The sequence below is a fragment of the Acidovorax sp. LjRoot118 genome, assembly GCF_964253575.1.
GTDB lineage: Bacteria > Pseudomonadota > Gammaproteobacteria > Burkholderiales > Burkholderiaceae_C > Acidovorax.
In genome coordinates this window covers 510,215-534,445 of sequence record NZ_CAXURB020000001.1, presented here as the reverse complement: position 1 = coordinate 534,445, position 24,231 = coordinate 510,215, and the positions used below count along the sequence as shown (strand labels likewise).

Genomic DNA, 24,231 nt, shown 5'->3' with positions numbered 1-24,231 from the left:
GGCCGATCCCCAGAGGTCAGGCAGTGAGCGCGGTGCTGCTGGCGCCCAGCAGGCTCTCCAGGTCGGCCACGGGCACGGGGCGGCCCATCAGGTAGCCCTGGAAGAACTGGCAGCCGTGCAGGGCCAGAAAATCCTTTTGCGCCTGGGTCTCGACGCCTTCGGCAATCACGTCAAGCTCCAGGTTGCGCGCCATGCCGATGATGGTCTGCACGATCACGTCGTCGGTGTGCTTGACGCCCAGGTTGCGCACGAAGGACTGGTCGATCTTGAGCTGGTCCAGCGGCAGGCGTGTGAGGTAGGCAAGCGAGGAGTAACCGGTGCCGAAATCGTCCACCGAGAAGCGCACGCCCTTGGTCTTGAGCAGGCCCATCTTGGCGATGGTGTCGTCCACGTTGTCGAGCACCAGGGACTCGGTGAGTTCCAGCTTGAGCAGGTGCGGGCGGGCCCCGGTCTCGCGCAGCACCTCGACCACCCGGGCCACGAAATCGCGCTGGCGAAACTGCCGCGCACTGACGTTGACCGACAGTTGCACGTGGCGGTAGCGCGCGTCGCCCTGCCAGACGGCCAGCTGCTCGCAGGCCGTGCGCAGCACCCAGTGGCCCATGGGCACGATGAGCTCGCTCTCCTCGGCCACGCCGATGAAGTGGCCCGGCCCGATCAGGCCGCGCTCGGGGTGGCGCCAGCGGATCAGCGCCTCGGCCCCGACGATGCGGCCATCCAGGTGGAACTGGGGCTGGTAGTGCAGCACGAACTGGCGGCCAGTCAGCGCCGCCTGCAGGTCGCTCTCGAGCTGCGCACGCTGGCTGATCGCGATCTGCATCTGCGGGTCGAAGAAGCACAGCGCATTGCGGCCCTGGGACTTGACCTGGTACATGGCGATGTCGGCCTGCTTGAGCAGGTCCACCGAAGGCTGCATGGCGCCCCCCATCAGCGTGGCGCCGATGCTGGGGGTGCTGTGGTAGGTGTGGGTGCCCAGCGTGTAGGGCTGGTTGAGCTTGCGCAGGATCTTCTGGCCCACCCGGCGCGCATAGGCGGCGGCCTCGCTGCTGTGCTCCGAGAGGTCGCTGAGCATCACCACGAATTCGTCCCCGCCCAGGCGGGCCACCGTGTCTTCGCGCCGCACACAGGCCTTCAGGCGCTGCGCCACCTGGCGCAGCAGCATGTCCCCCACCTCATGGCCCAGGGTGTCGTTGAGGGTCTTGAAGTGGTCCAGGTCCAGGAACAGCAGGGCGCCATGCTGGCCGCTGCGCACGCTGGCGGCCGTGGCCTGCTGCATGCGGTCCATCAGCAAGCGCCGGTTGGGCAGGTTGGTCAGGGGGTCGAAAAAGGCCAGGCTCTCGATCTCGGCACTGGCCTGGCGCAATTCGGTCACGTCGTGGTAGGTGATGACCAGCCCCGACTCCGGCGTCACCCGCTCGGTGATCTGGATCACGCGGCCATCGGGCAGCGATTGCTCGTGCGGCCCCTGCGGCTGCAATTGCAGCGCCAGGCGGTGCTCTATCCACAGCGCACGCTCCGAATCGGAGGCGTGCGGCAGGTGGTGCCGGGCCTTTTCTTCCAATACCTTGCGGAACGGCACCTGCGGCGCCAGCATGGGCTGGAGCCAGGGAAAGATCTCCTCGAAACGCCGGTTCCATTGCACCACGCGCTGCGCGCCATCGAGCAGCACAAAGCCGCTGACCATGGATTCCAGGGCCTGGTCCAACGTGGCCTTGCTCTGGGCAATGGCCAGGCGTGCCTGCGTCATGCGGTCGATGTAGCGCAGGGCGAACCCGCCTGCCGCCAGGATCATGGCCAGAAACGCGAGCGCCGTGAAGGCCACGGCATTGCGCTCGGTGCGCCAGGAGGCCAGAGCATCGCTCTGCGGGATGCTGGCCGAGATGCGCAGGTCCTGGTACAGGATGGGCCGGTACACCACCAGCGCGACCTCGCCGCTCAGGCGCGCCGGGGCGCGCCATTGCGGGCCGCTCTCGTCCAGGGTATCGAGCGGCGGTGACAGGGTGTGGGTGACGACGTCCTCGCGGCTGGGCACGCTCAGCAGCATCTGCCCGCCCGCACGCTCCATCGTGACCTGCAGGCCGCTGATGTCCACGCCTTGCACCAGCACCGAACTGAGCGAGGCCACGGGCAACTCGGCCAGCGCCACCACGCGCGAGCTGTCGGCCATCTTCAGGTGGCGCGCAAAATACAGCACCCGCTCGGCGCTGGCAAAGCTCACCACCGGCTGGCTGACCATGAGGGTCGAGACCGACTGGCGCAGCACCTCGTCCAGAAAGCCGGACGGCAGGTCCAGCGCGAGCCGGCTGCCGGCCGCGTCGGAAGACGCGATCACCTTGCCCTGGGCATCCACCAGCGCCACGTAGCGCACCATGAGGTTCTGGCGGGCCGAGCTGCGCAGGCGCTGGCTGGCGCTTTCGGAGTCGATCCAGTCCACCATGGCGGCCGACAGCCCCAGCAGTTCGTCCATGCTGGCCAGCAGCACATCCACGGAGAGCAGCGAACGGTTGAGCGCCGCCTCGGCCCCGGCCACGAAGCGCGTGGCCTGCGTGGCGCTGTCGGCCAGCGCCACCTGGCGTGCATTCCAGACCAGCGCGGCCGCCACCAGGGCCACCGACGCGAGGAAGAAGGCCACCGCCCCCGAGACGTAGATCTTGATGCGTGCGGGCGAGGATGGGTTCATTTGCCAGGCGCCGCGGCCAGGCCGCGCACGGGCCCGATGGTTCGGTTCCAGATATCGGCGCAGCGCGGGCCGCAGCGCTGCACCCAGCGCGGCAGCACCGTGGAGGCCAGGATCTCGCGGCGGCTCTTCTCGTCCTGCTCCGACACGGGCACGATGACCATGCTGCCCTTGCGCCCGCCGCTGCAGCTGGCCGCTCCGCGGTTGCAGGCCAGTCCGTCCGCCGTTTCGCGCTCGGCCTCCTCCCAGATCGCGGCCTCCAGCCGGGGCAGCTCGCGGCGCAGCAGTGCCCGCAGATCGGGCGGCAAGGCCTCCCAGGCGGCCTGGTTGGCGGCAAACACCGCCAGGCCCCAGTTCACCGGCAATGCATGCAGGTGCGAGGTCATGGTGTGAAGGCCCAGGGTGTTGCCCGACATGGTGCCGGTGATGGCGCACTCGGTGTTGCCAGCTGACAGGCTGGTCACGATCTGCGCAAAACCCGTGAGCACGGGAATGCCGCCCAGCGCCCCGACGAAATCGGCCTGGCTGGACGAGGACACACGGATGCGCCGGCCCGACAGGTCGGCCAGGTTGCGCAGGGGCTTCTTGCAGAAGACCACCTGGGCCGGGTAGACATAGATGGCCAGGGCCTCGACCCCGTGCTGGTCACGCAGGGCCTTTTCCAGATAGGGACGAAACGCGGTCACGGTGCTCTTGAGCGTGGCAATGTCGGGGTTGAGCCCCGCGAGGTCGGGCGCCGTGTACTCCGGGTACTGGGCCGAGAAGGAACTCATCAGCGTGGTGCCAAAGGGCACCACCCCGAGCTGCAGCAGGCGCAGCATCTCCCCGCCGGGCACGCCAGCGCGGTCGAAAGGCACGATCTCGGCCTCGAACTTGCCGCCGCTCAGGCGCGCCAGCTCCTTGCTCCAGAAAGGCTCTTCCTGCCGTGTGTACTGGTTGATGCTGGCCAGGCCACCCACGATGCGCAGCTTGTAGGGCGCAGGGGTCTTGGCGGCCGGTGCGGCCCCGCCCGCCTGGGCCCAGGCAGCGCCGCTGCCACACGCCCACACGCTGGCCCCCAGCAGGGCCAGTGCGGCGAATCGGCTTGTCAGGACACGGGACAGGTTCATGGCGTTGGTATCTCCGGCCTTATTTTTCGTCCTAATTTCCCAAAGTATGGAAAAAATGTGCGCAAAACACAACGGACCACGGTAGGGCCATCAGTCCATTGTGCCTTTGCAAACCCCACTGGATACCGGGAAAACACGCGGGAATGCGCCCCTTGCAACACACAGGGCGTGCCTCCCTCCACACCCCTTGATGGGTATCAAGGGGCTGCAGGGCCCTGCCCGGGTGCTCCCTGCTGGCATGGCCCAGGCATCCAGGCCGGACAGCAGCCCCTCAGAACGTGCCCTGGTACGCGCCCCCATCCGCCAGCACATTCTGGCCCGTCATGTATCCGGCCTGCACGCTGCACAGGAAGGCACAGATGGCGCCGAATTCTTCGGCCGTGCCATAGCGCCCGGCCGGGATCTGGGCTTGCTGCGATTTGCGAAATTCTTCCACGCTGGTGCCGGACTTGGCAGCGGCGGTGCCGATGGTGGTGGCCAGCCGGTCGGTATCGAACTTGCCCGGCAAGAGGTTGTTGATGGTCACGCCACCCGCAGCCAGCTTGCTGCGCGCCACACCGGCCACGAAGCCCGTGAGCCCGCTGCGCGCGCCATTGGACAGGCCCAGGATGTCGATGGGCGCCTTCACGGCGCTGGAGGTGATGTTGACGATGCGGCCAAAGCCGCGCTGTGCCATGCCATCCACCGTGGCCTTGATGAGTTCGATGGGGGTGAGCATGTTCGCGTCCACGGCCTTGATCCAGGCATCGCGGTCCCAGTTGCGGAAATCGCCCGGGGGCGGCCCGCCCGCGTTCGTGACCACGATGTCGAAGCCCTGCCCCGGGCCACCGGCGGCCGAGAACACGGCGGCCCGACCCTCGGGCGTGGTGATGTCGGCGGCCACCGCCAGGACCTGCACCTTGCCGGCCGCGCCCTGCGCCTGCAGGCGGGACACCGCCTGGGCCAGCACTTCGGCATTGCGGGCATTGATGACGACATGAACCCCCTCGTTCACCAGCGCCTGGGCACAGCCGAAGCCCAGGCCCTTGCTCGCACCACACACCAACGCCCACTTGCCTGCAATACCCAGATCCATGTCCAACTCCGTGATTCATGAGGAGGTGCACACCGCACCCCCGCTCGCCAAATCATAAGTGGACTTGGACGGCCCTGCCCACAACGGGGCACTGCCCCGGCGTTCAGACTACAGGCTTGCGGGCCGGGCGGGTGAAGACGAAGATGCCGGCAACCACCAGCGCCGTGCCGCACGCCACCCACACGGTGAAGGGCTCCCCCAGGATCCAGATGCCCATGAGGATGGTGGACAGGGGCCCCACCATGCCGATCTGCGCGGCCGTGCCGGCACCGATGCGCTCGATGGCCATCATCACCATGAGCACCGGCACCGCCGTGCACAGCGTGGCATTGAGCACCGACAGCCAGATCACCTCGGGCGCCACGATGGCCGCCGAGAACGGCCGCAGCACCACGAACTGCAGCAGGCAGCACAGGCAGGCCACGGTGGTCGCCAGGCCCACGAGCCTGAGCGAGCCGATGCGCCGGACCATCTCGCCGCTGTACACCAGGTAGACGGCATAGCTCACCGCGCTCAGGAACACCAGCAGCGCGCCCAGCGCGGCGTTGCTGCCCTGCAGATTGGCCTCGTGGCCGAAGACCAGCACCACGCCGCAGTAGCTCACCAGCATGCCCAGGGCCTGGCCCCAGCGGATACCCCGGCGGTACAGCACCCAGCCGAGCATCATCACCAGGGTCGGGTTGAGGTACAGGATCAGGCGCTCCAGGCTGGCACTGATGTAGGCCAGCCCGGCAAAGTCCAGGAAGCTGGCCAGGTAGTAGCCCGTGATCCCCAGGCCCGCAATGCCCAGCCAGTCCTTGCGCGACAGCGGCGGCTTGCCCCGGCTGGCCCACCAGCCCATGGCGGCAAAGATGGGCAGCGCGAACAGCATGCGGTACATGATGAGCGTGACCGCATCCACCCCGTGGCGGTAGGCCAGCTTGACGATGATGGCCTTGCCGCTGAAGGCAATCGAACCGAACAGCGCCAGCAGCAGGCCTGATGCGATGGGTTTGCTGGCGGCTTTGGCGTGCGCAGCGGGCTGCGGTGGCTGGGGCGGTGAGGGGTTCGACAAGAAAAGGTTCTCTCAGATCAGGGGCATGGCAGGCGCCGGTGGCCGCTCCTGCATCGTGTGCATGCCTATGAGTTTGGCATGGGAAGCTGGGCTTGTGCCATCGAACCTGCGCGCGGGCGGCCCCGCCATCGGCGATGGCCAGCGAGACCCTGCTCAGTGCCGGTTGCGGAACAAGCGGTGGTGCAGTCGCCGCAGCGACCACCACACCCCGAGCGCCACCAGCGGAATCGCCACGGCCGCCGTGGTCTCGGCCGACAGGGGCCAGCCCAGCTTTTGCGCGCCCTTGGCCAGGTAGCTCACCAAGCCCACGATGTAGTAGGTGATGGCCGCCACCGAGAGGCCCTCCACCGTGGACTGCATCTTGAGCTGCAGGTCCTGGCGGTGGTTCATGGTGGCCAGCAGCGCCTGGCTGCTTTGCTGCTGCTCGATCTCCACGCGCGTGCGCAGCAGGTTGCTCATGCGCGAGACGCGCTGCGACAGCGCATCCTGGCGCCGGGCCGCCCATTCGCAGGTGCTGCGGGCAGGGGTCAGGCGCCGGTCCATGAACTCGCGGATGGTCTGCATGCCCGCCAGGCGCGACTCGGCAATGTCCTGTATGCGCTTGTCCAGCAACTCGAAGTAGGCGCTGCTGGCGGAAAACCGCGAATGCGTGGCCGCGTACTGGCTTTCCACCTGTCCGGCCAGCCGCGTCAGGCGGTCCAGCAGCGCCGGCTCGGCATCGCGGTTGGCGGTGCGTATGGCATCGGCCAGCTCGGCCAGTTCGCGCTCGGCAAAGGCCAGTTCGCTGGCGGCCTCGCGCGCAGCGGGCAGGCCCAGCAGCGCGGCCATGCGGTAGGTCTCGATCTCCAGCAGGCGCTGCACCAGCCGGCCCAGGCGGCGCGGCGTCATGCCGCCGGCCAGCAGCACCATGCGCGAGAAGCCGTCCGCATGGATCGCAAAGTCGGTGTACACCTCGCCATGGCCATCGGCCACGGTGGAAGCCACCAGCGTGTCCTCGTGCAGCACATGCTTGACCAGCGAGCCCGAGCCGAAGGTGTGCGTGGGCAGCACCCAGAGGTTCAGGCTGCACAGGCACTGGCCGGGCAAGGCGGCAAGCCACTCCTGGGGCACGGCATCGGTGGCGCCCGCCGGATCACGCTCGCCGAAGGCGTCCACTTGCGCAGGCACCATGAAGGTCCAGGAGATGAACTCCGTGTGCAGCTCCCAGCGCATGCGAAAGGCCCCCAGGTCCATGCGCAGGTGCGTGGTCTGGGCATCGGGCAGCGCCATGTGGTGGTCGCGCAGGAGCGCGGCCACATGGGCCCGGCTGGCCTCGCGCCCGGCGGCATCCGCCAGCATCACGATGTGGGCAATCGCCAGCGGCGCCGCCATGGCCTCCGGCGGGCGGGCGTGGATCTCGTTGTGCAGCAGGGTCCGGTGCGGGTGCTGCAGGAAACCGGTGGTGGATGTGGGCATGCGAAGTTCTGGGAACGTTGCGCCATTGTGTACCGGGCTCCTGCAGGCCCTGCCCGGCAGGCTCGCCAAAAAACAACGGCGCCCGAAGGCGCCGTTGTGTCAACAGTCAGAGCAGGCCAAGGCTATCAGTCCTCGACGAAGGCCTCTTCGCGCTTGTTCTTCACCGCAGGCAGCAGCACGATCACCAGCAGCAGGGCGGCAGCCGCCAACAAGCCGGCCGACAGCGGACGCGTGACGAACACGCTCCAGTCGCCGCGCGACAGCAGCAGCGCGCGGCGCAGGTTTTCTTCCATCATCGGGCCCAGGATGAAGCCCAGCAGCAAGGGCGCAGGCTCTGTACCCAGCTTGTGGAAGATGTAACCCACCAGGCCAAACGCGCCCACCATCCAGATGTCGAAGGTGTTGTTGTTCGTGGAGTACACGCCGACCGCGCAGAACAGCACGATGGAAGGGTACAGCCAGCGGTAAGGCACGGTGAGCAGCTTGATCCAGATGCCGATCAGCGGCAGGTTCAGGATGATCAGCATGGCGTTGCCGATCCACATCGAAGCGATCAGGCCCCAGAACAGTTCGGGGTTGCTCGTCATCACCTGGGGACCAGGCTGGATGTTGTGGATGGTCATGGCACCGACCATCAGCGCCATCACGGCGTTGGGAGGGATACCCAGCGTCAGCAGCGGGATGAACGAGGTCTGCGCACCGGCGTTGTTGGCCGCTTCGGGCGATGCCACGCCGCGGATGTTGCCTTGGCCGAACGGCACTTCGCCGGGCTTGAGCTTGGTCTTCTTTTCGATGGTGTAGGCAGCGAAAGCAGCCAGCAGGGCACCACCGCCGGGCAGGATACCGAGGGCAGAGCCCAGGGCCGTACCGCGCAGCACCGCAGGGATCATGCGCTTGAAGTCTTCCTTGGTGGGGAACAGGCCCTCGACCTTGGCCGTGAACACTTCGCGTTCGTCATCGGGACGCGAGAGGTTGGCAATGATTTCACCGTAGCCGAACACGCCCATGGCGATGGTCACGAAGCCGATACCGTCGGTCAGTTCAGGGATGTCGAAGCTGAAGCGGGCCACGCCCGAGTTCACGTCGGTACCCACCAGGCCCATCAGCAGGCCCAGCACGATCATGGCCACGGCCTTGAGCAGCGAACCCGAGGCCAGCACCACGGCACCGATCAGGCCCAGCACCATCAGCGAGAAGTATTCGGCAGGGCCGAACTTGAAGGCCACTTCGGTCAGCGGAGGAGCGAAGGCCGCCAGGATCAGCGTACCCACGCAACCGGCGAAGAACGAACCCAGGCCGGCCGCCGCAAGCGCCGGACCTGCCCGGCCCTTGCGCGCCATCTGGTAGCCGTCGATCACGGTCACCACCGAGGACGACTCGCCCGGCAGGTTGACCAAAATGGCGGTGGTGGAACCACCGTACTGTGCGCCGTAGTAGATACCGGCCAGCATGATCAGCGCCGCCACGGGGGGCAGAGCGTAGGTGGCGGGCAGCAGCATGGCGATGGTGGCCACGGGGCCGATGCCCGGCAGCACGCCGATCAGCGTGCCCAAGAGACAGCCGACAAAGCAATAGATCAGGTTCTGAAAGGTGAACGCGACGCTGAAGCCAAGCGACAGGTTGTCAAACAATTCCATGGTGTGGGTGCTCCTGGCTTAACCGGAAATGAAACTGGGCCACACCGGGAACTGAAGCTTCAGCGCCCAGACGAAGGCGACGTAGCTGCCGATGGCGAGCACGGTGGCAAGAACGAAAACATCGCGGGCCTTGAACTCATTGCCAGCCAGGCTGGAGATGAAGGTCAGTGCGTAGATGCCGACGATGAGGCCCATGGCCGGGATGCCCAGGCTGGGCAAGCCGCCCAGCAGAATGCCGAAGGCAAAGTTGGCGGCCAGGATGAAGAACAGGGGCTTCCAGGCCCACTTGCCGATCTTGTCGCCGTCCACTGTTTCGACCACAGTGGCCTTGAACGTGATCACGCTGCCGATGATGGCCAGCAGGATCCCCAGCATGAGCGGGAAGTACCCGGGTCCCATGCGGGCGCCATTGCCAACGTTGTACGTGGTGGCACCCCACGCAAACGCGACTCCGACACCCATGAACATGAGGCCGGAAAAAAAGTCTTTCTGACTCTTGATTTGCAAGATATGTCTCCTATGCGGATTTCACAACCGTGCGATTGTGCTGGCAACAGGAGGCTTATCGGATGTGGATTCCACCTACACCCGGTAACACTCGGGACCGCGCGTTTTCCCTCTGTACGAAGCGCGAAAATCAGTCCATGGGCGGCGTTGCGGACATCACTTCCTCGATCGTCGTGAGCCCCTCCGCCACCCGCAGCGCACCGGCCAGGCGCAGGGGGCGCATGCCGTCGGTGATGGCCTGGCGGCGCAGGGCTTCCATCGAGGGCGCCGTGGTGATCTTGTCCTTGAGCGCCTCGCTCACCGTGAGCAGTTCGTACAGCCCCATGCGGCCCTGGAAACCGGTCATGCGGCAGTCCACGCAACCCACGGCCTTGTAGGGCTGGTAGGCGCCGCTGAGCTTCCAGGGCTTGATGAAGGCGCTGAGCGCCTCGCGGTCGGCCGACTCGTCCTTTTGCTTGCACTGCTTGCAGAAGGTGCGCACCAGGCGCTGCGCGAGCACGCCGAGCAGCGTGGCGTTGATGAGGTACGAGGGCACGCCCAGCTCCATCATGCGGGTGATGGCCGAAGGCGCGTCGTTGGTGTGCAGCGTGGAGAACACCAGATGGCCCGTGAGCGCCGCCTGGATGGCCATCTCGGCCGTTTCCAGGTCGCGGATTTCGCCGACCATGATGATGTCCGGGTCCTGGCGCATCAGCGCGCGCAGGCCTTCGGCGAAATTGAAATCGAGCTGCGGCTGCACCTGGGTCTGGTTGAAGCTCGGCTCGATCATTTCGATCGGGTCCTCCACCGTGCTCACATTGACCTCTTCCGTGGCCACGCGCTTGAGCGTGGAGTACAGCGTGGTGGTCTTTCCCGAGCCCGTGGGCCCGGTCACCAGGATGATGCCGTGCGGCCGCTTGACCAGCGCCTCCCAGCGCGCCGCGTCGTGCTGCGCAAAGCCCAGCGCGTCCAGGTCCTTGACGGTGTTGTCGGGATCGAAGATCCGCATCACCATCTTTTCGCCAAAGGCCGTGGGCAGCGTGGACAAACGCATTTCCACCTCGTCGCCGCGCTGGTTGCGGGTCTTGATGCGGCCGTCCTGCGGGCGGCGCTTTTCCACCACGTCGATGCGGCCCAGCAGCTTGATGCGCGAGATCATCGCGTTGTGCACGCCCATGGGCATCTGGTAGACCGGGTGCAGCACACCGTCGATGCGAAAGCGGATCACCCCCTGCTCGCGTCGTGGCTCCAGGTGGATGTCGCTGGCTCGCTGGTCGAAGGCGTACTGCCAGAGCCAGTCCACCACCTTGACCACGCCCTGGTCGTTGGCATCGAGCTGCTTGTTGCTGCGCCCCAGCTCCACCAGTTGCTCGAAGCTGCTGCCGCCCGATGCGCCACCCGCCTTCTGCGCGGCGCGCACGGATTTGGCCAGCGCAAAGAACTCCGCCGTGAAGCGGTGGATGTCCTGCGGGTTGGCCACCACGCGGCGCACCGTGCGGCGCGCCTGGCGCTCGACCTCGGCCACCCAGTCATCGACGAAGGGCTCGGCCGTGGCCACCACCACCTCCTTAGGGGTCACCTGCACAGGCAGCACCTTGTGGCGCTCGGCATAGGTGGCGCTCATGGTGTCGGCGACCCGGCCCACGTCCACCCGAAGCGGGTCGATGCGCATGTACGGCAGGCCGGCGCGCTGCGCCAGGTACTCGGTGAGCAGTTCGATGTCCAGCGGCTTGCCATCGGAGGCGCGCGTCATGGCCACCGCAGCCAGCCGCACCAGGGCCGGCTGCGAGCTTTCGGCCTGCGAGCAGCGGGCAATGGTGCGCTGCGCCTCCTCCTGGGAGATCACGCCATCGGCGCTCAGCCATTCGACCATGCGGCGCCAGTCCACGGGCCCGATGTGGTTGACCGGCTTGATGGCCGCCTTGGCGGCGGGGATGGGGGGGATGACGGCGGTGCTCATGTCTGCAGACCTCTCAGAGGGGGTGGACGGGGCAGGACGAAGGAGTCGGGTGCACCATGTTCAGGCAACCGGCTTGAAAACGCGCATCCACTTGGTGGTGGGCAGGCCCCAGCGCTCCTGGATGGCCTCGGCCCGGGCGGCCAGCTCGGTGCGCTTGGGCCGCGTGGGCGTGCGCTGGGCCAGCACCACGGTGTTGCCTTCGCGCGTGGGCTTGAAGGCCCACAGCGCATCGTCGCCAAAGGCGCTGGCCATGCTCTTCAAGCTCTTCTCGTAGCTCGAGGAGCGACCGAACAGGTTCACGGTCATGCTGCCGTCCTCGGACAGCAGGGCGCGGCAATCGGCATAGAAGTCGGGGCTGTCGAGCACGGGGGCGGCGGCATCGTGGTCGTACAGGTCCACGGCGAGCGCATCGACCGTGCCTAGCCACATGGGGTTCTGGATCTCCTTGGCCGCATCGGCCAGCACCACGCGCAGCTTGGGGCCGTCGGGCGGCAGCTTGAACCACTGGCGGCACACGGCCACCACCTGCGGGTTGAGCTCGATGGCGGTGGCGCACAGGCGCAGCTTCTTGTGGCAGAACTTGGTGATGGCCCCGGCACCCAGGCCCAGTTGCATGGCGTGGCGCTTGCCCACCGAAGCGGGCTCGACGAAAAGCAGCCAGGCCATCATGCGCTGCACGTATTCGAGCTCCAGCGCGAAGGGTTCGGCCACGCGCATGGAGCCCTGGATCCAGGGCGTTCCCAGGTGCAGGTGGCGCACCTCGCCATCGTCGGAGACGCTGACTTCGGGCAGTTCGATGGGGCTGGTTTTCTTGCGGGTCATTCAGGTCAATTGGTGGCGGGCCATGAGTTCGGCCCACGCGTTCAGTTTGCGCTCGAAGCTCCAGGAGGCATTGGCCGGGCTGGTGGACGGCAGTTTGTACACCGGCACGCCCAGGGCTGCGGTGCGCGCGGAGTGCTTGAAGCTCTCACCCCCATTGTGGGCGATGGCGGCCAGGCGCGGCGCCACGGCGCGCAGCGAGGCGAAATCGTTCACCACGGCATGGCGGATGTCTGCGTCCAGGCTGCCCTCGCGCTCGCAGCTGGCATACACGTCCCACAGGCCCAGGCCGCGCGCCAGCAGCCATTCGCAGCGCAGGGCATAGCTGGCGGGTCCGGCAGGACCGGGCAGGGGGTGCTGCGGCCAGATGGCCTGCAGGATGCGCCAGAAGTGGTTCTGCGGATGGCCGTAGTACTGCTGCGCGCGCAGCGAGGCGGCACCAGGGAAGCTGCCCAGCACCAGGACGACGGTGCCGGCGGACACCACGGCGGGCAGTCCGACCAGCCGGAGAGCGGGAGCGTCGGTATCGTGGGGTGGCAACGGGGTGGTGGGGGCAGGCATGCGGCGTGGAGGGCCGGATGCACGGGCACCCGATCACTATCAAATATATAGCTAAAAACCCAGATTGATCGTCACGAATCGGTAAAAGACCGTGACACCCCTTGCCGGGTCTGGAGCAGCGAGGCCACGCGCGGCAGGGCCGCCAGCGCGTTGGCGGTGGAGGCTTCGGCCAGCGCCTGCACGGTCATGCCGCGCAGTTCGGCCACCACCTCGCCGATGCGTGGCAGCTCGCCCGGGGTGTTGCGCCCCTGGGGCCGGCCCGCCTCGCGCTCGGCGGCGGTGGTGTAGAGCCAGTGCGGGGGAATGTCGGGAGAGTCGGTCTCCATCACCAGGCAGTGGAGCGGCAACTGGGCGGCCAGGCGGCGCAGTTGCAGGGCCCGGTCGTAGGTGACCGCCCCACCGAAGCCGAGCTTGAAGCCCAGGTCCACGAAGGCCTGGGCCTGCTGCTCGCTGCCGTTGAAGGCATGGGCGATGCCCGACAGGCCCCGGACCTCGCGCAGGCCCTTGAGCAGTTTGTCGGCCGAACGGCGCACGTGCAGGATCACCGGCAGCCCGAAGCGCCGTGCCAGCTGGAGCTGCGCACGGTAGAAGTGCTCCTGCCGGGCCGGATCCAGCCCCGGCACGAAATAGTCGAGCCCGATCTCGCCCACGGCGACGAGGCGCGGGTCTTCCCGATGCTGCTCCAGCGCTTGCCCGAGCAGTTCAAGGTCTCCATCTGCGGCATGTCCGGTGTACAAGGGATGGATGCCCAAGGCGTAGCTGTCCCCATACTGGTGCGCAAGGGCGCGCACGGCATCCCAGTTGGACTGCTCCACCGCAGGCAGCACGCAATGCCCAACGCCGGCCTGGCGGGCCTGCTCGCGCACGGTGTCGGTGTCGGAGGCCAGTTCGGGTGCATCCAGGTGGCAATGGGTATCTATCCAGAAGTTCATGGCAAACATGATGCACGATGGAAACCCCCGGGGTATGCACAGGGGCGCGATCCGTGCTACTGTGAAAACATGCGCCATGCCATGGTGTATCGGAAGGTGACAGGATGCCCAGACCCACTGTCTACAGCAGCTCCCGCCCCGCCCGCCGCCCTGCCGGGGCTGCGGCCCCGAGCGATGCTGCGCCCTCGGAACCGGTAGCCCCGACGGCGCCAGCCACCAGCCAGCCCGCCGGCAGGCCCCAGGCGGTCACCCTTTCGCGCCGCAACCTCTACGCCCTGTGGGGCGCCTTGCTGGTGCTGGCGGCCCTGCTCGTCACCAGCGTGTGGCTGAACCAGCGCAGCGTGCCCCGCAAACTCACCCAGGAAGACATCGACCAGGCGGTGCTGCGCACGCTGGAAACCACCACCCTGCCCTCGGCGGCCGCACGCGCCGTGGAGACCATCGCGCCTTCGGTGGTGCGCGTGGTGGGCTTCGGGCGCAGCAAGAACGGCAAGGACGAGGTCGAGCGCGGCGTGGGCACGGGCGTGGTGATCGTCGACAAAGGCATCATCCTCACCAATCTGCACGTGGTGCAGGGGTCCGATCGCATCCAGCTGACCTTCCACGACGGGCTGCAGACCACGGCCACCATCACCGGCGTACAGCCCGAGAACGACCTGGCCGTGCTGCAGGCCCACAAGGTGCCCGACGACCTGGAGGCCGCCTCCCTGCGCTCCACCAACGACCTGCGCCCCGGCGACCAGGTCGCCGTGGTGGGATTTCCCTTCGGCATCGGCCCATCGGCCTCGGCGGGTGTGATCTCGGGCCTGGGGCGCCAGTTCACCTCGCCCGAAGGCAAGCGCGAGCTGGGCAACCTGATCCAGTTCGACGCGGCGGCCAACCCCGGCAACTCGGGCGGCCCGCTGGTCACCATGGATGGGGAGGTGATCGGCATCGTCACCGCCATCCTGAACCCCACACCGGCACGCACCTTCATCGGCATCGGCTTTGCCGTGCCCATCGAGAACGCGGCGTCGGCCGTGGGCATGTCGCCCTTCTGACCCCCCTTCAATACGCACCCCATCCTCGCAAGGAGTCCCATGGAACCGACCCCGCAGCCGTTTGCATCGAACGCCGCCACCGCCACGCTGATGGAGCAGGTGCTCTACGAAGTCAAGCGCGTCGTGGTCGGGCAGGACCGCTTCCTGGAGCGGGTGATGGTGGCCATGCTGGCCCAGGGCCACCTGCTGGTCGAGGGCGTGCCGGGCCTGGCCAAGACGCTCACCGTGAAGACCCTGGCCAGCACCATCCAGGGCAGCTTCAAGCGCATCCAGTTCACGCCCGACCTGGTGCCCGCCGACCTGGTGGGCACACGCATGTACAACCAGAAGACGGGCGAGTTCAGCACCTCGCTGGGCCCGGTGTTCACCCACCTGCTGCTGGCCGACGAAATCAACCGCGCCCCCGCCAAGGTGCAGAGCGCGCTGCTCGAAGTGATGCAGGAGCGCCAGGTGACGATTGCCGGCGAAACGCACAAGGTGCCCTCGCCCTTCCTGGTGATGGCCACGCAGAACCCCATCGAGACCGAAGGCACCTACGCCCTGCCCGAAGCCCAGGTGGACCGCTTCATGATGAAGGTGCTGCTCGACTACCCCACCGAGGAAGAGGAGTTCGTGATCGCCCAGCGCGCGCTCGCCGATCCCGTGCAGGTGCTGCCCGTGGCCACCACGGCCCAGTTGGCCACGCTGCAGGCCGAATGCCGCAGCGTGTATGTCGACCCTTCGCTGCTGCAATACGCCGTGAAGCTGGTGGCCGCCACGCGCGCACCGGCCCGCCACGACCTCAAGGACCTGGCGCCCTTCATCGCCTGCGGCGCCAGCCCGCGCGCCACCATCTGCCTGGCCGAAGGCGCCCAGGCCCTGGCCATGCTGCGCGGGCGCAGCTACGTGCTGCCCGAGGACATGACCGACCTGGCGGCCGACGTGCTGCGCCACCGGCTGTCGCTGTCGTACGAGGCGCTGTCCGAGGGCCTGGACGCCGATGCGCTGATCACGCGCATCATGGCCAAGGTGCCCGCCCCTGCCAAGCCCTTGCACCATGAGCAAAAAGCCGCCTGACACCGCAGCCACCGCCGCGCGCGCGCTGCCCACCCTGCCCGGCGAGGCCGACCGCCTGCTGCGGCAGCTGGAGTGGAGTGTCATCCGCCGGCTCGACGGGCTGCTGCAGGGCGACTACCGCACGCTGATGCGCGGGGCCGGCCTGGACCTCATGGACCTGCGCGAGTACCAGCCCCACGACGACGTGCGCCACATCGACTGGAATGTGACGGCGCGCCTGAACACCCCCCATGTGCGCGTGTTCACCGAAGACCGCGAGATGTCCGCCTGGTTCCTGCTGGACCTGAGCCCCTCGGTCAACTTCGGCCCGCAGGGCAACGCCAAGCGCGACATCCTCACCGGCTTCGTGGCCGTGCTCTCGCGCCTGCTCACGCGCCACGGCAACCGCGTGGGCGCCATGCTCTACGGCGCAGGGGGTGCCGACACGCGCGCCGTGGACACCGTGCTGCCCCCGCGCAGCGGCCGCGCCCATGTGCTGCACCTGGTGCATCAGTTGCTCAAGCCCGCGCCCCCACTGCAATCGGGCAGCACCGAACTGCACCTGCTTTTGCAGGGGGCGCTGGGCACCTTGCGCCGGCGCTCCACGGTGTTCGTGGTGTCCGACTTCATCAGCGCCCCCGGCTGGGAAAAGCCCCTGGCCCAACTGGCCCGCCGGCATGACGTGGTGAGCGTGCGCCTGCTCGATCCGCTGGAGCTGGAGCTGCCCGACGTGGGCCTGGTCACGCTGCGCGACGCCGAGAGCGGCGAGCAACTGCAGGTGGACACGCATGACAGCGGCTTTCGCCACCGCTTTGCCCGCCTGGCGGCCCAGCGCGAGGCCGTGCTGCGCGAGGGCCTGGCCAAGGCCGGTGCCGACACCCTGGAGCTGCGCACCGACGACGACCTGGTGGATGCACTGCTGCGCTTCATGGACCTGCGCCAGCACCGCGTGCGCCCCCCCACGCACCCCTTTTTCCAATGGACGGCCCCACGGGCCGCCGCCTGAAACCACAGGACACGCCACCATGGTCTTTCTCTGGCCCTCCCTGCTCTGGCTGCTGCTGGCCGTGCCGCTGCTGGTACTGCTGTACTGGTGGCTGCTGCACCGGCGCAAGAAAACCGCACTGAGCTACTCCAGCCTGTCGCTGGTGCGCGAAGCCATGGGCCCGGCGCAGCACCTGCGCCGGCACATTCCGCCGTTTCTCTTTTTGCTGGCGCTGGTGGCCCTGCTGCTGGCCGCGGCCCGGCCGCTGGCGGTGATCACCCTGCCCTCGCAGGACCAGACCATCATGCTGGCCATGGACGTCTCGGGCAGCATGCGCGCCACCGATGTGCAGCCCGACCGCATCACTGCCGCGCAGGACGCCGCCAAGGCCTTCATCGCCGAGCTGCCGCGCCATGTGCGCGTGGGCATCGTGGCCTTTGCCGGCAGCGCCCAGCTGGCGCAGTTGCCCACGCAGAGCCGCGACGACCTGGTCAAGGCGATCGACAGCTTTCAGCTGCAGCGCGGCACGGCCACGGGCAACGGCATCATGCTGTCGCTGGCCACCCTCTTCCCCGATGCCGGCATCGACATCTCGGCCCTGGGCGGGCGCCAGGCGATGAAGCCACGGCCCCTGGAAGAACTCAACAAGCAGGACCCCGCCAAGCCCTTTACCCCCGTGGCCCCGGGCTCCTACAACTCGGCCGCCATCATCATGCTGACCGATGGCCAGCGCACCACCGGGGTGGACCCGCTCGAAGCCGCCAAGTGGGCTGCCGACCGGGGCGTGCGCGTGTACACCGTGGGCGTGGGCACGCTGCAGGGCGAAACCATCGGCTTCGAGGGCTGGTCCATGCGCGTGCGGCTGGACGAAGAGACCCTGAAGGCCGTGGCCACCCGCACCGCCGCCGAATACTTCCACGCCGCCACGGCAGCCGACCTCAAGAAGGTCTACGAGACCCTGAGCTCGCGCCTCACGGTAGAGAAAAAGGAAACCGAGATCTCGGCGCTGCTGGCGCTGGCCGGGGCCGTGCTGGCGCTGCTCGCAGCCAGCCTGTCGGTATGGTGGTACGGGCGGGTGATGTAGACACCGCCCCGTGCGTCAGCCGCCCTTGAACTGGCCCCGGCCGGAGCGCTTGGCCAGGTAAAGCTGGTCGTCCGCGCGGGCCATGAGGTCGGCCCAGCCCTTGGCAGCGTCCGTGCCCAGCGCCAGCCCCGCACTGGCGCCCACCGACAGCCGCAGCCCGCCCATCTCGAACGGCATGTGCGCCGCCTCCAGGATCTTGCCGGCCACGGCTTCGGCATGGGCCGGCGCACGCACGCCGGCCAGCACCACGGCGAACTCGTCGCCTCCGAGCCGTGCCACCGCATCGGTGGGCCGCACCAGCGCCAGCAGGCGCTGCCCAAAGGCCTGCAGCAACTGGTCGCCCACGGGATGGCCATGCTGGTCGTTGACGGGCTTGAAATGGTCCAGGTCGATGTACAGCAAGGCCAGCAGGGGGCCTTCCACCGCCAGGTCCTTCTGCCCCACATAGGCCTGCAGCCCGGCCCGGTTGAGCAGGCCCGTCAGCGGATCATGCTGCGCCAGCGCCAGCAGGCGGCCGGCCTCCTGGCGGTAGCTGGTGACGTCCTGGGCCATGGACACAAAGCCATCGACCGCACCCGGCTCGGACCACAGCGGGATGAGGTGGATGGTGACGTGGCCGGCTGGCACGCGCTGCGGAAAATCCTTGTCGAAGGTGAGCGTCTCGCCGCCAAGCACCTTCTGCACCATGGGTTTGCTGCGCGCGTACTCCGCGGCCCCGAGAAATTCTTCCATGCTGCGGCCCACGATCTGCTCGCGCGGCACGCGGTGCCAGCGCTCGAAGGCGCTGTTGACGAACTGGTAGCGCTCGTCCGGCCCCACCACCGCCACCAGCGAGGGCAGCGCCTCGGTGATGGAGCGCAGCGTGGCGGTCTGCTTGAGCAAGGCAGCGCGCGCCTGCGCCGCCTCCGAGATGTCGCGCATGATGGCCGAGAAGTGCTGTATGCGCCCCTCCCCGTCGCGGTGGGCGATGACCATGTGGCTCACCGGCACGACCCGCCGGTGGGCTGCGTACACCGTGGTCTCACCCACCCACATGCTGTGGGCTCTGACAGCCGGCAGGATGGACTGCACGTACAGCGCATTGGTCTCGGGGGTATTGAACTCCGTGAACATGCGGGCACCCACGTCTTCGTCGGGTGCAAACCCGAGTGCCCGCCGCGCTGCAGGGTTCATGTAGCTGACCCGGCCCTTGAGATCGGTCTGCACCACGAAGTCGGAGGTGTGCTCGAGGATGGCCGTCAGCACGCGCAGACCCCGCTCGGCCGCAGCGCGCTGGGTGATGTCGACCCCCGTGGAAAAAAAGCCCCGCACCCGGCCATCGTCGGAGATGTCGGGCACCAACTGGCTCTCGATGCGGTGCACGACACCGCTGCGCACTTCATCGCTCTCGTAGCTCTGCGCGATGCCCGCCAGCACCCGCTGAACACGCTGCGCCGATTCGGGCGACGCGGGTTCCCCGAGCAATTCCTCGCGCGTGCGGCCGATGACCTCCTCGCGGCCCAGACCAAAGCGCTGGCATTCCGCCTGGTTGGCAAAGCGAAAGCGCAGCTCCCGGTCCACATAGCCGATGCGGATCGGCAGGCCATCGGTCACCAGCCGCACGAAGCGCTCGCTGTTGGCCAACTGCTGTGCCATGCGCCGGCGCTCCGTCACGTCCTGGAAGGCCCCGAACAGGCGCACCACGGCGCTGCCTTCGTATTCCGCCTCGCCCACCGAGCGCACCCAGATGCGGTGCCCGGCGGCAGTCACCAGGGGCACCTCCAGGTCCCACGAGGCCCCCGTCGCGGTGGCCTGGCGCACGGCCGCCGACATGGTGCGCTGCGCATCGGGCGTGTAGAAGTCGAGGGCATTGTCCACGGTGGGCGTGAAATCCGCAGGCACCTCGTGGATGCGCCGCGTCTCGGCGGACCAGGAGACGCGGCGGCTGCGCAGATCAAGCTCCCAGCCACCCACGCGCGCCACGTGGCCCGTGCGCTCCAGCAACTGCTGGCTGGCCAGCAATGCGCGCTCGGCCGTCTTCTGGGCCGTGATGTCGCGCCCCACCGAATGCAGGTAGGGCCGCTGCTCGCTGTCGCGCAGGAAGCTGTTGGTCCAGGCCATCCAGCGCTCGGAGCCATCCGCATCGACCATGCGGTTCTCGCCCTGGGTGCTGCCCTCCGTGTGGAACACCTCGGCGATGCGCCCGCGCACCACCTCCCGATCGGACGGGTCCACATAGGCATACAGGTCCTTGCCCACCATGTCCTGGGGCAGCAGCCCAAAGCGGCGGGCATAGGCCGGGTTCACGTAGAACATCTCGCCATGGGGCCAGGCCAGCGACACCATCTCGCTCTGCGCCTCCACCATGGTGCGGTAGCGCAACTCGCTATCGGACAGGGCGACTTCATACTCCTGGCGCACAGAGAAGGCCCGCGCAACCAGATCGCGGCGCATGTCCAGCGCTTGCGAGACCATGGCCGAGAGCGAGCGCAGCAGGGCCCGTTGCTGCGCCGTGAGCTGGTGGGCCTTGCGGTCGATGACACACAGGGTTCCCACCCGGTCGCCGTCCTCGCCCGCCATGAGCGGTGCACCGGCGTAGAAGCGGATGTCCGGCGCCCCCGTGACCAGGGGGTTGCTCGCAAACCGCGCATCGCGGGTGGCATCGGGCACCTCCATCACGTCGTCCATGTGGATGGCATGGGCGCAGAAGGCGATGTCGCGCGGGGTTTCATTCACCCCCGGCAGCCCGACATTGGCCTTGAACCACTGGCGCTCGGCATCGACCAGGCTGATGAGCGCGATGGGTACGCCGCACACCTCCGCCGCCATGCGGGCAATGGAGTCGAGCAGGGGCTCGGCCGGGGTGTCCAGCACCATGAGGGCGCGCAAGGCCTCCAGCCTGCGCGCTTCATTGGAGGGGATGGGTGCCGGAACCGTCATCTGCGGGCTCTCCTGAAGCGGACTCCATGCATCTTAGGGCCTGTTCGCCCCGCCACGGGCGTTTCGGTGGCATGCACAGGTGCGTCCGCGTGCCGCGGACTCCAAGGCCTGCGCCAGGCCCGGATCGCTAACCGAGCTTGCCCAGCACCAGGTGCACAACGCGGTCGCAGCGCGCGGCCAGCGATTCGTCGTGCGTGACCATCACAAAGGCCGTGCCCTGCTCGCGCGCCAGTTGCAGCATGAGCGCGAAGACGCCGTCGGCGGTGGTGCGGTCCAGGTTGCCGGTGGGCTCGTCTGCCAGCACGCAGGCCGGGCGCGTGACCAGGGCGCGCGCGATGGCCACGCGCTGGCGCTCGCCGCCCGACAGCTCAGCCGGGCGGTGGTGCAGGCGCTCCTTGAGGCCCACCGAGGCGAGCACGCGCGCGGCCTCTTCATGGCACTGCGCCTGGGGCATGCGGCGGATGCGCAGCGGCATGGCCACGTTGTCCAGCGCCGTGAATTCGGGCAGCAGGTGGTGGAACTGGTAGATGAAACCCAGGTGCTGATTGCGCAACCGGCCCTGCTGCTCGGGCGACAGCACCGAGAGCTGCTGGCCCTTCAGGCGCACGCTGCCGGCCGTGGGCGCGTCGAGCCCGCCCAGCAGGTGAAGCATGGTGCTTTTGCCGGATCCCGAGGCGCCGACGATGGCCAAGGTTTCGCCGGCATGCACCTGCAGGTCCACACCATGCAGCACGGTCACGTCCAGGCGGCCTTCGGTGAAGCGTTTGGTCAGGCCCTGGGCCTGCAGCACCACCTCGCCCCGGGCGGGCGGGGCGGCGGGCAGGGAGTGGGCGGATGGAGCGTTGTTCTTATTCATAGCGAAGCGCCTCGGCGGGGTTCACACGGCTGGCGCGCCAGCTGGGGTACAGGGTGGCCACGAAGGCCAGCACCAGGGAAATGAGGGCGATGGGCACGATGTCCGCGCTTTGCGGGTCACTGGGCATCTTGCTGATGAGGTAGATGTCCTTGGGCAGGAAGCTCGCGTTCAGCGCCCGCTCGATGGCTGGCACGATGACGTCGATGTTGAAGGCGATGGCCAGGCCCAGCGCCAGGCCGGCCAGGGTGCCGATGACACCCACCATGGCCCCCTGCACCACGAACACGCCCATGATGCTTTTCGGGCTGGCGCCCAGGGTGCGCAGGATGGCGATGTCGGCGCGCTTGTCGGTCACCGTCATCACCAGGGTGGAGACGAGGTTGAAGGCCGCTACCGCCACGATGAGGGTGAGGATGATGAACATCATGCGCTTTTCGAGCTGCACGGCGGCGAACCAGGTGCGGTTCTGCTGCGTCCAGTCGCGGATCACCAGCCCACCGGTCACGGTGCCCGCCAGCTCGGCCGCCACTGCGCGTGCCTGGTGTACGTCCTGGAGCTTCAAGCGGATCCCGGTGGGGGATTCCAGGCGGAAGATGCGCTGGGCATCCTCGTGGTGCAGCAGCACCAGGGCCGAGTCGTATTCGTAGTGGCCCGAATCGAAGGTGCCGGCCACCGTCATCTGCTTGAGGCGCGGCACCACGCCGGCCGGAGTGACCTGGCCAGCGGGTGCGATCAGCGTCACCACGTCCCCGGTGCGCACGCCCAGCGAGCGCGCCAGCTCGCCGCCCAGCACCACACGGAACTCGCCGGGCACCAGGAGCTTGAGCGTCTTCTCGTTGCCTGCGGCCAGGTCCGTCACCGAGCTTTCGAGCGCCGGGTCGATGCCGCGCACCAGCGCACCGCGCATGTCCTGGCCGCGCGAGAGCAGCGCCTGGGCCGAGACGAAGGGCGCGGCCCCCGTCACATTCGGGTTGCGCTTGACCTCGACCAGGGTGGTGGCGACGTCCGGCAACGGCGCGCCGTGGGGCGCCAAAATCTCGATGTGCGAGACCACGCTGAGCATGCGGTCGCGCACCTCGCGCTGAAAGCCGTTCATCACCGACAGCACGATGATCAGCGCCGCCACACCGAGGGCGATGCCCAGCATGGACACACCCGAGATGAACGAGATGAAACCATCGCGCCGCGTGGCACGGCCCGCGCGGGTGTAGCGCCAGCCCAGGGCCAGTTCGTAGGGGATTTGCATAGATTTGCTGTGCGCGCTTTCTTCTTCACTCGTACCGCAGGGCTTCTGCGGGGTTCACGCGGCTGGCGCGCCAGCTCGGGTACAGGGTGGCGACAAAGGCCAGCGCCAGCGAGATGAGGGCGATGGGGACGATATCGGTGCTCTGCGGCTCGCTGGGCATGCGGTCGATCAGGTAGATGTCCTTGGGCAGGAAGGTGGCGCCCAGCGCCTTCTCGATGGCGGGCACGATGATGTCGATGTTGTAGGCGATGGAGAGGCCCAGCGCCAGGCCGGCCAGGGTGCCGATCACGCCCACCATGGCGCCCTGCACCACGAAGACGGTCATGATGCTTTTCGGGCTGGCGCCCAGCGTGCGCAGGATGGCGATGTCGGCGCGCTTGTCGTTGACCGTCATCACCAGGGTCGAGACGAGGTTGAAGGCCGCCACCGCCACGATCAGTGCCAGGATGATGAACATCATGCGTTTTTGCAGCCGCACGGCCTCGAACCAGGTGCGGTTCTGCTGCGTCCAGTCGCGCAGCAGCAGGTCACCGCTAAGCGTGTGTGCGAGCTGTATGGCCACGGCATTGGCCTGCTGCAGGTCCTGCAGCTTCAGGCCGATGCCCGTGGGGCCGCGCAGGCCGAAGATGGCCAGGGCATCGTCCTGGTGCATCCAGACCAGGGTGGAGTCGTACTGGAAATGGCCCGAATCCACCGTGCCCGCCACCGTGAGCGGTTGGTAGCGCGGGCCGCCCTGGCTGCCACTGCCGCCCTGGGCCACGGGTACCACCAGGGTCACGGCGTCACCGGCCTTCACGCCCAGCGACTTGGCCAGCTCACTGCCCAACACCACGCGGAACTGCCCGGGGACCAGCGATGCCAGCACTTCGGCATTGGCCTGCGCCAGCGAAGTCACACTGCGTTCGAGCGCGGGATCGATGCCACGCACCAGCGCCCCCTTCATGTCGTCGCCATGCGCGATCAGCGCCTGGGCCGCCACGAACGGGGCGGCGCCGGTGACCGCCGGGTTCTTGCGCGCTTCGGCCATGGTGCGTGCCGCATCCTGCATGGCGGCGCCCTGGGGCGCAAAAATCTCGATGTGGGCGACCACGCCCAGCATGCGCTCGCGCACTTCCTTCTGAAAGCCGTTCATCACGCTGAGCACCACGATCAGCGCGGCCACCCCCAGGGCGATGCCCAGCATGGAGGCTCCGGAGATGAAGGAAATGAAACCATTGCGCCGCGTGGCCCGGCCCGAGCGGGTGTAGCGCAGGCCCAGGGCCAGTTCGTAGGGAAGTTGCATGGATGGGAAAAAAGTGCCT

19 protein-coding genes are annotated in these 24,231 nt (G+C 67.9%); 4 read left to right on the top strand and 15 right to left on the bottom strand.

The window, feature by feature from the left end; genetic code table 11:
* Positions 1-16: 16 nt before the first annotated feature.
* From ACSQ9E_RS02535 to ACSQ9E_RS02485, 11 genes are all read right to left on the bottom strand, one after another.
* Positions 17-2,680, bottom strand: coding sequence for a bifunctional diguanylate cyclase/phosphodiesterase (locus ACSQ9E_RS02535; RefSeq protein ID WP_436216816.1), 2,664 nt, complete (start codon positions 2,678-2,680; stop codon positions 17-19).
* Positions 2,677-3,786, bottom strand: a complete 1,110-nt coding sequence (locus ACSQ9E_RS02530) for a TRAP transporter substrate-binding protein (RefSeq protein ID WP_436216815.1) — start codon at positions 3,784-3,786, stop codon at positions 2,677-2,679. Before ACSQ9E_RS02530 ends, ACSQ9E_RS02535 begins: the two co-directional genes overlap by 4 nt.
* A gap of 271 nt (positions 3,787-4,057) precedes the next feature.
* Positions 4,058-4,861: an SDR family oxidoreductase gene (locus ACSQ9E_RS02525; protein ID WP_427999600.1), complete on the bottom strand. Its 804-nt coding sequence runs from the start codon at positions 4,859-4,861 to the stop codon at positions 4,058-4,060.
* 103 nt (positions 4,862-4,964) lie between these two features.
* On the bottom strand, positions 4,965-5,915 hold the full coding sequence (locus tag ACSQ9E_RS02520; protein WP_436216814.1) for a DMT family transporter: 951 nt from the start codon (positions 5,913-5,915) through the stop codon (positions 4,965-4,967).
* Positions 5,916-6,068: 153 nt separating this feature from the next.
* Positions 6,069-7,370 (bottom strand): DUF3422 family protein, encoded by a 1,302-nt coding sequence (locus ACSQ9E_RS02515; protein ID WP_057201958.1) that lies wholly within the window; start codon positions 7,368-7,370, stop codon positions 6,069-6,071.
* Between the two features lie 125 nt (positions 7,371-7,495).
* On the bottom strand, positions 7,496-9,007 hold the full coding sequence (locus tag ACSQ9E_RS02510; protein ID WP_057201957.1) for a tripartite tricarboxylate transporter permease: 1,512 nt from the start codon (positions 9,005-9,007) through the stop codon (positions 7,496-7,498).
* A gap of 18 nt (positions 9,008-9,025) precedes the next feature.
* The gene (locus ACSQ9E_RS02505; protein ID WP_057201956.1) at positions 9,026-9,514 is read right to left on the bottom strand and encodes a tripartite tricarboxylate transporter TctB family protein; all 489 of its coding nucleotides are present in this window, start codon (positions 9,512-9,514) and stop codon (positions 9,026-9,028) included.
* A gap of 130 nt (positions 9,515-9,644) precedes the next feature.
* A complete protein-coding gene (locus tag ACSQ9E_RS02500) occupies positions 9,645-11,453 on the bottom strand; it encodes a GspE/PulE family protein (protein WP_057201955.1) in 1,809 nt (602 codons plus the stop codon).
* Between the two features lie 60 nt (positions 11,454-11,513).
* Positions 11,514-12,275 carry a hypothetical protein gene (locus ACSQ9E_RS02495; protein ID WP_057201954.1) on the bottom strand — a complete coding sequence of 254 codons (762 nt, stop codon included), beginning with the start codon at positions 12,273-12,275 and terminating at the stop codon, positions 11,514-11,516.
* The gene (locus tag ACSQ9E_RS02490) at positions 12,276-12,833 is read right to left on the bottom strand and encodes a DNA-deoxyinosine glycosylase (protein ID WP_436216813.1); all 558 of its coding nucleotides are present in this window, start codon (positions 12,831-12,833) and stop codon (positions 12,276-12,278) included. It lies immediately after the preceding gene.
* A 71-nt stretch (positions 12,834-12,904) separates the two neighbouring features.
* Positions 12,905-13,765, bottom strand: a complete 861-nt coding sequence (locus ACSQ9E_RS02485; protein ID WP_057268487.1) for a TatD family hydrolase — start codon at positions 13,763-13,765, stop codon at positions 12,905-12,907.
* Positions 13,766-13,869: 104 nt separating this feature from the next.
* On the opposite strand from ACSQ9E_RS02485, the gene ACSQ9E_RS02480 reads away from it, so the two are divergent.
* Genes ACSQ9E_RS02480 through ACSQ9E_RS02465 form a run of 4 tightly spaced genes read left to right on the top strand, consistent with a single transcriptional unit; the run spans position 13,870 to position 17,909 of the window.
* Positions 13,870-14,805, top strand: coding sequence for a S1C family serine protease (locus tag ACSQ9E_RS02480; RefSeq protein WP_057268344.1), 936 nt, complete (start codon positions 13,870-13,872; stop codon positions 14,803-14,805).
* Between the two features lie 39 nt (positions 14,806-14,844).
* Positions 14,845-15,861 carry an AAA family ATPase gene (locus ACSQ9E_RS02475; RefSeq protein WP_057201951.1) on the top strand — a complete coding sequence of 339 codons (1,017 nt, stop codon included), beginning with the start codon at positions 14,845-14,847 and terminating at the stop codon, positions 15,859-15,861.
* The gene (locus ACSQ9E_RS02470) at positions 15,842-16,846 is read left to right on the top strand and encodes a DUF58 domain-containing protein (protein WP_436216812.1); all 1,005 of its coding nucleotides are present in this window, start codon (positions 15,842-15,844) and stop codon (positions 16,844-16,846) included. The genes ACSQ9E_RS02475 and ACSQ9E_RS02470 overlap by 20 nt, the downstream gene beginning before the upstream one ends.
* Positions 16,847-16,865: 19 nt before the next feature.
* Positions 16,866-17,909: a VWA domain-containing protein gene (locus tag ACSQ9E_RS02465; RefSeq protein ID WP_057268485.1), complete on the top strand. Its 1,044-nt coding sequence runs from the start codon at positions 16,866-16,868 to the stop codon at positions 17,907-17,909.
* Positions 17,910-17,924: 15 nt separating this feature from the next.
* Here the strand turns inward: ACSQ9E_RS02465 and ACSQ9E_RS02460 are convergent, their stop codons facing one another.
* From ACSQ9E_RS02460 to ACSQ9E_RS02445, 4 genes are all read right to left on the bottom strand, one after another.
* Entirely contained in the window at positions 17,925-20,828 is a 2,904-nt protein-coding gene (locus ACSQ9E_RS02460; RefSeq protein WP_436216811.1) for a PAS domain S-box protein, read from the bottom strand.
* Between the two features lie 127 nt (positions 20,829-20,955).
* Positions 20,956-21,684, bottom strand: a complete 729-nt coding sequence (lolD, locus tag ACSQ9E_RS02455; protein WP_436216810.1) for a lipoprotein-releasing ABC transporter ATP-binding protein LolD — start codon at positions 21,682-21,684, stop codon at positions 20,956-20,958.
* Positions 21,677-22,930 (bottom strand): lipoprotein-releasing ABC transporter permease subunit, encoded by a 1,254-nt coding sequence (locus tag ACSQ9E_RS02450; protein WP_436216809.1) that lies wholly within the window; start codon positions 22,928-22,930, stop codon positions 21,677-21,679. Before ACSQ9E_RS02450 ends, lolD begins: the two co-directional genes overlap by 8 nt.
* Before the next feature lie 25 nt (positions 22,931-22,955).
* Entirely contained in the window at positions 22,956-24,212 is a 1,257-nt protein-coding gene (locus tag ACSQ9E_RS02445) for a lipoprotein-releasing ABC transporter permease subunit (RefSeq protein ID WP_436216808.1), read from the bottom strand.
* Positions 24,213-24,231: the final 19 nt, after the last annotated feature.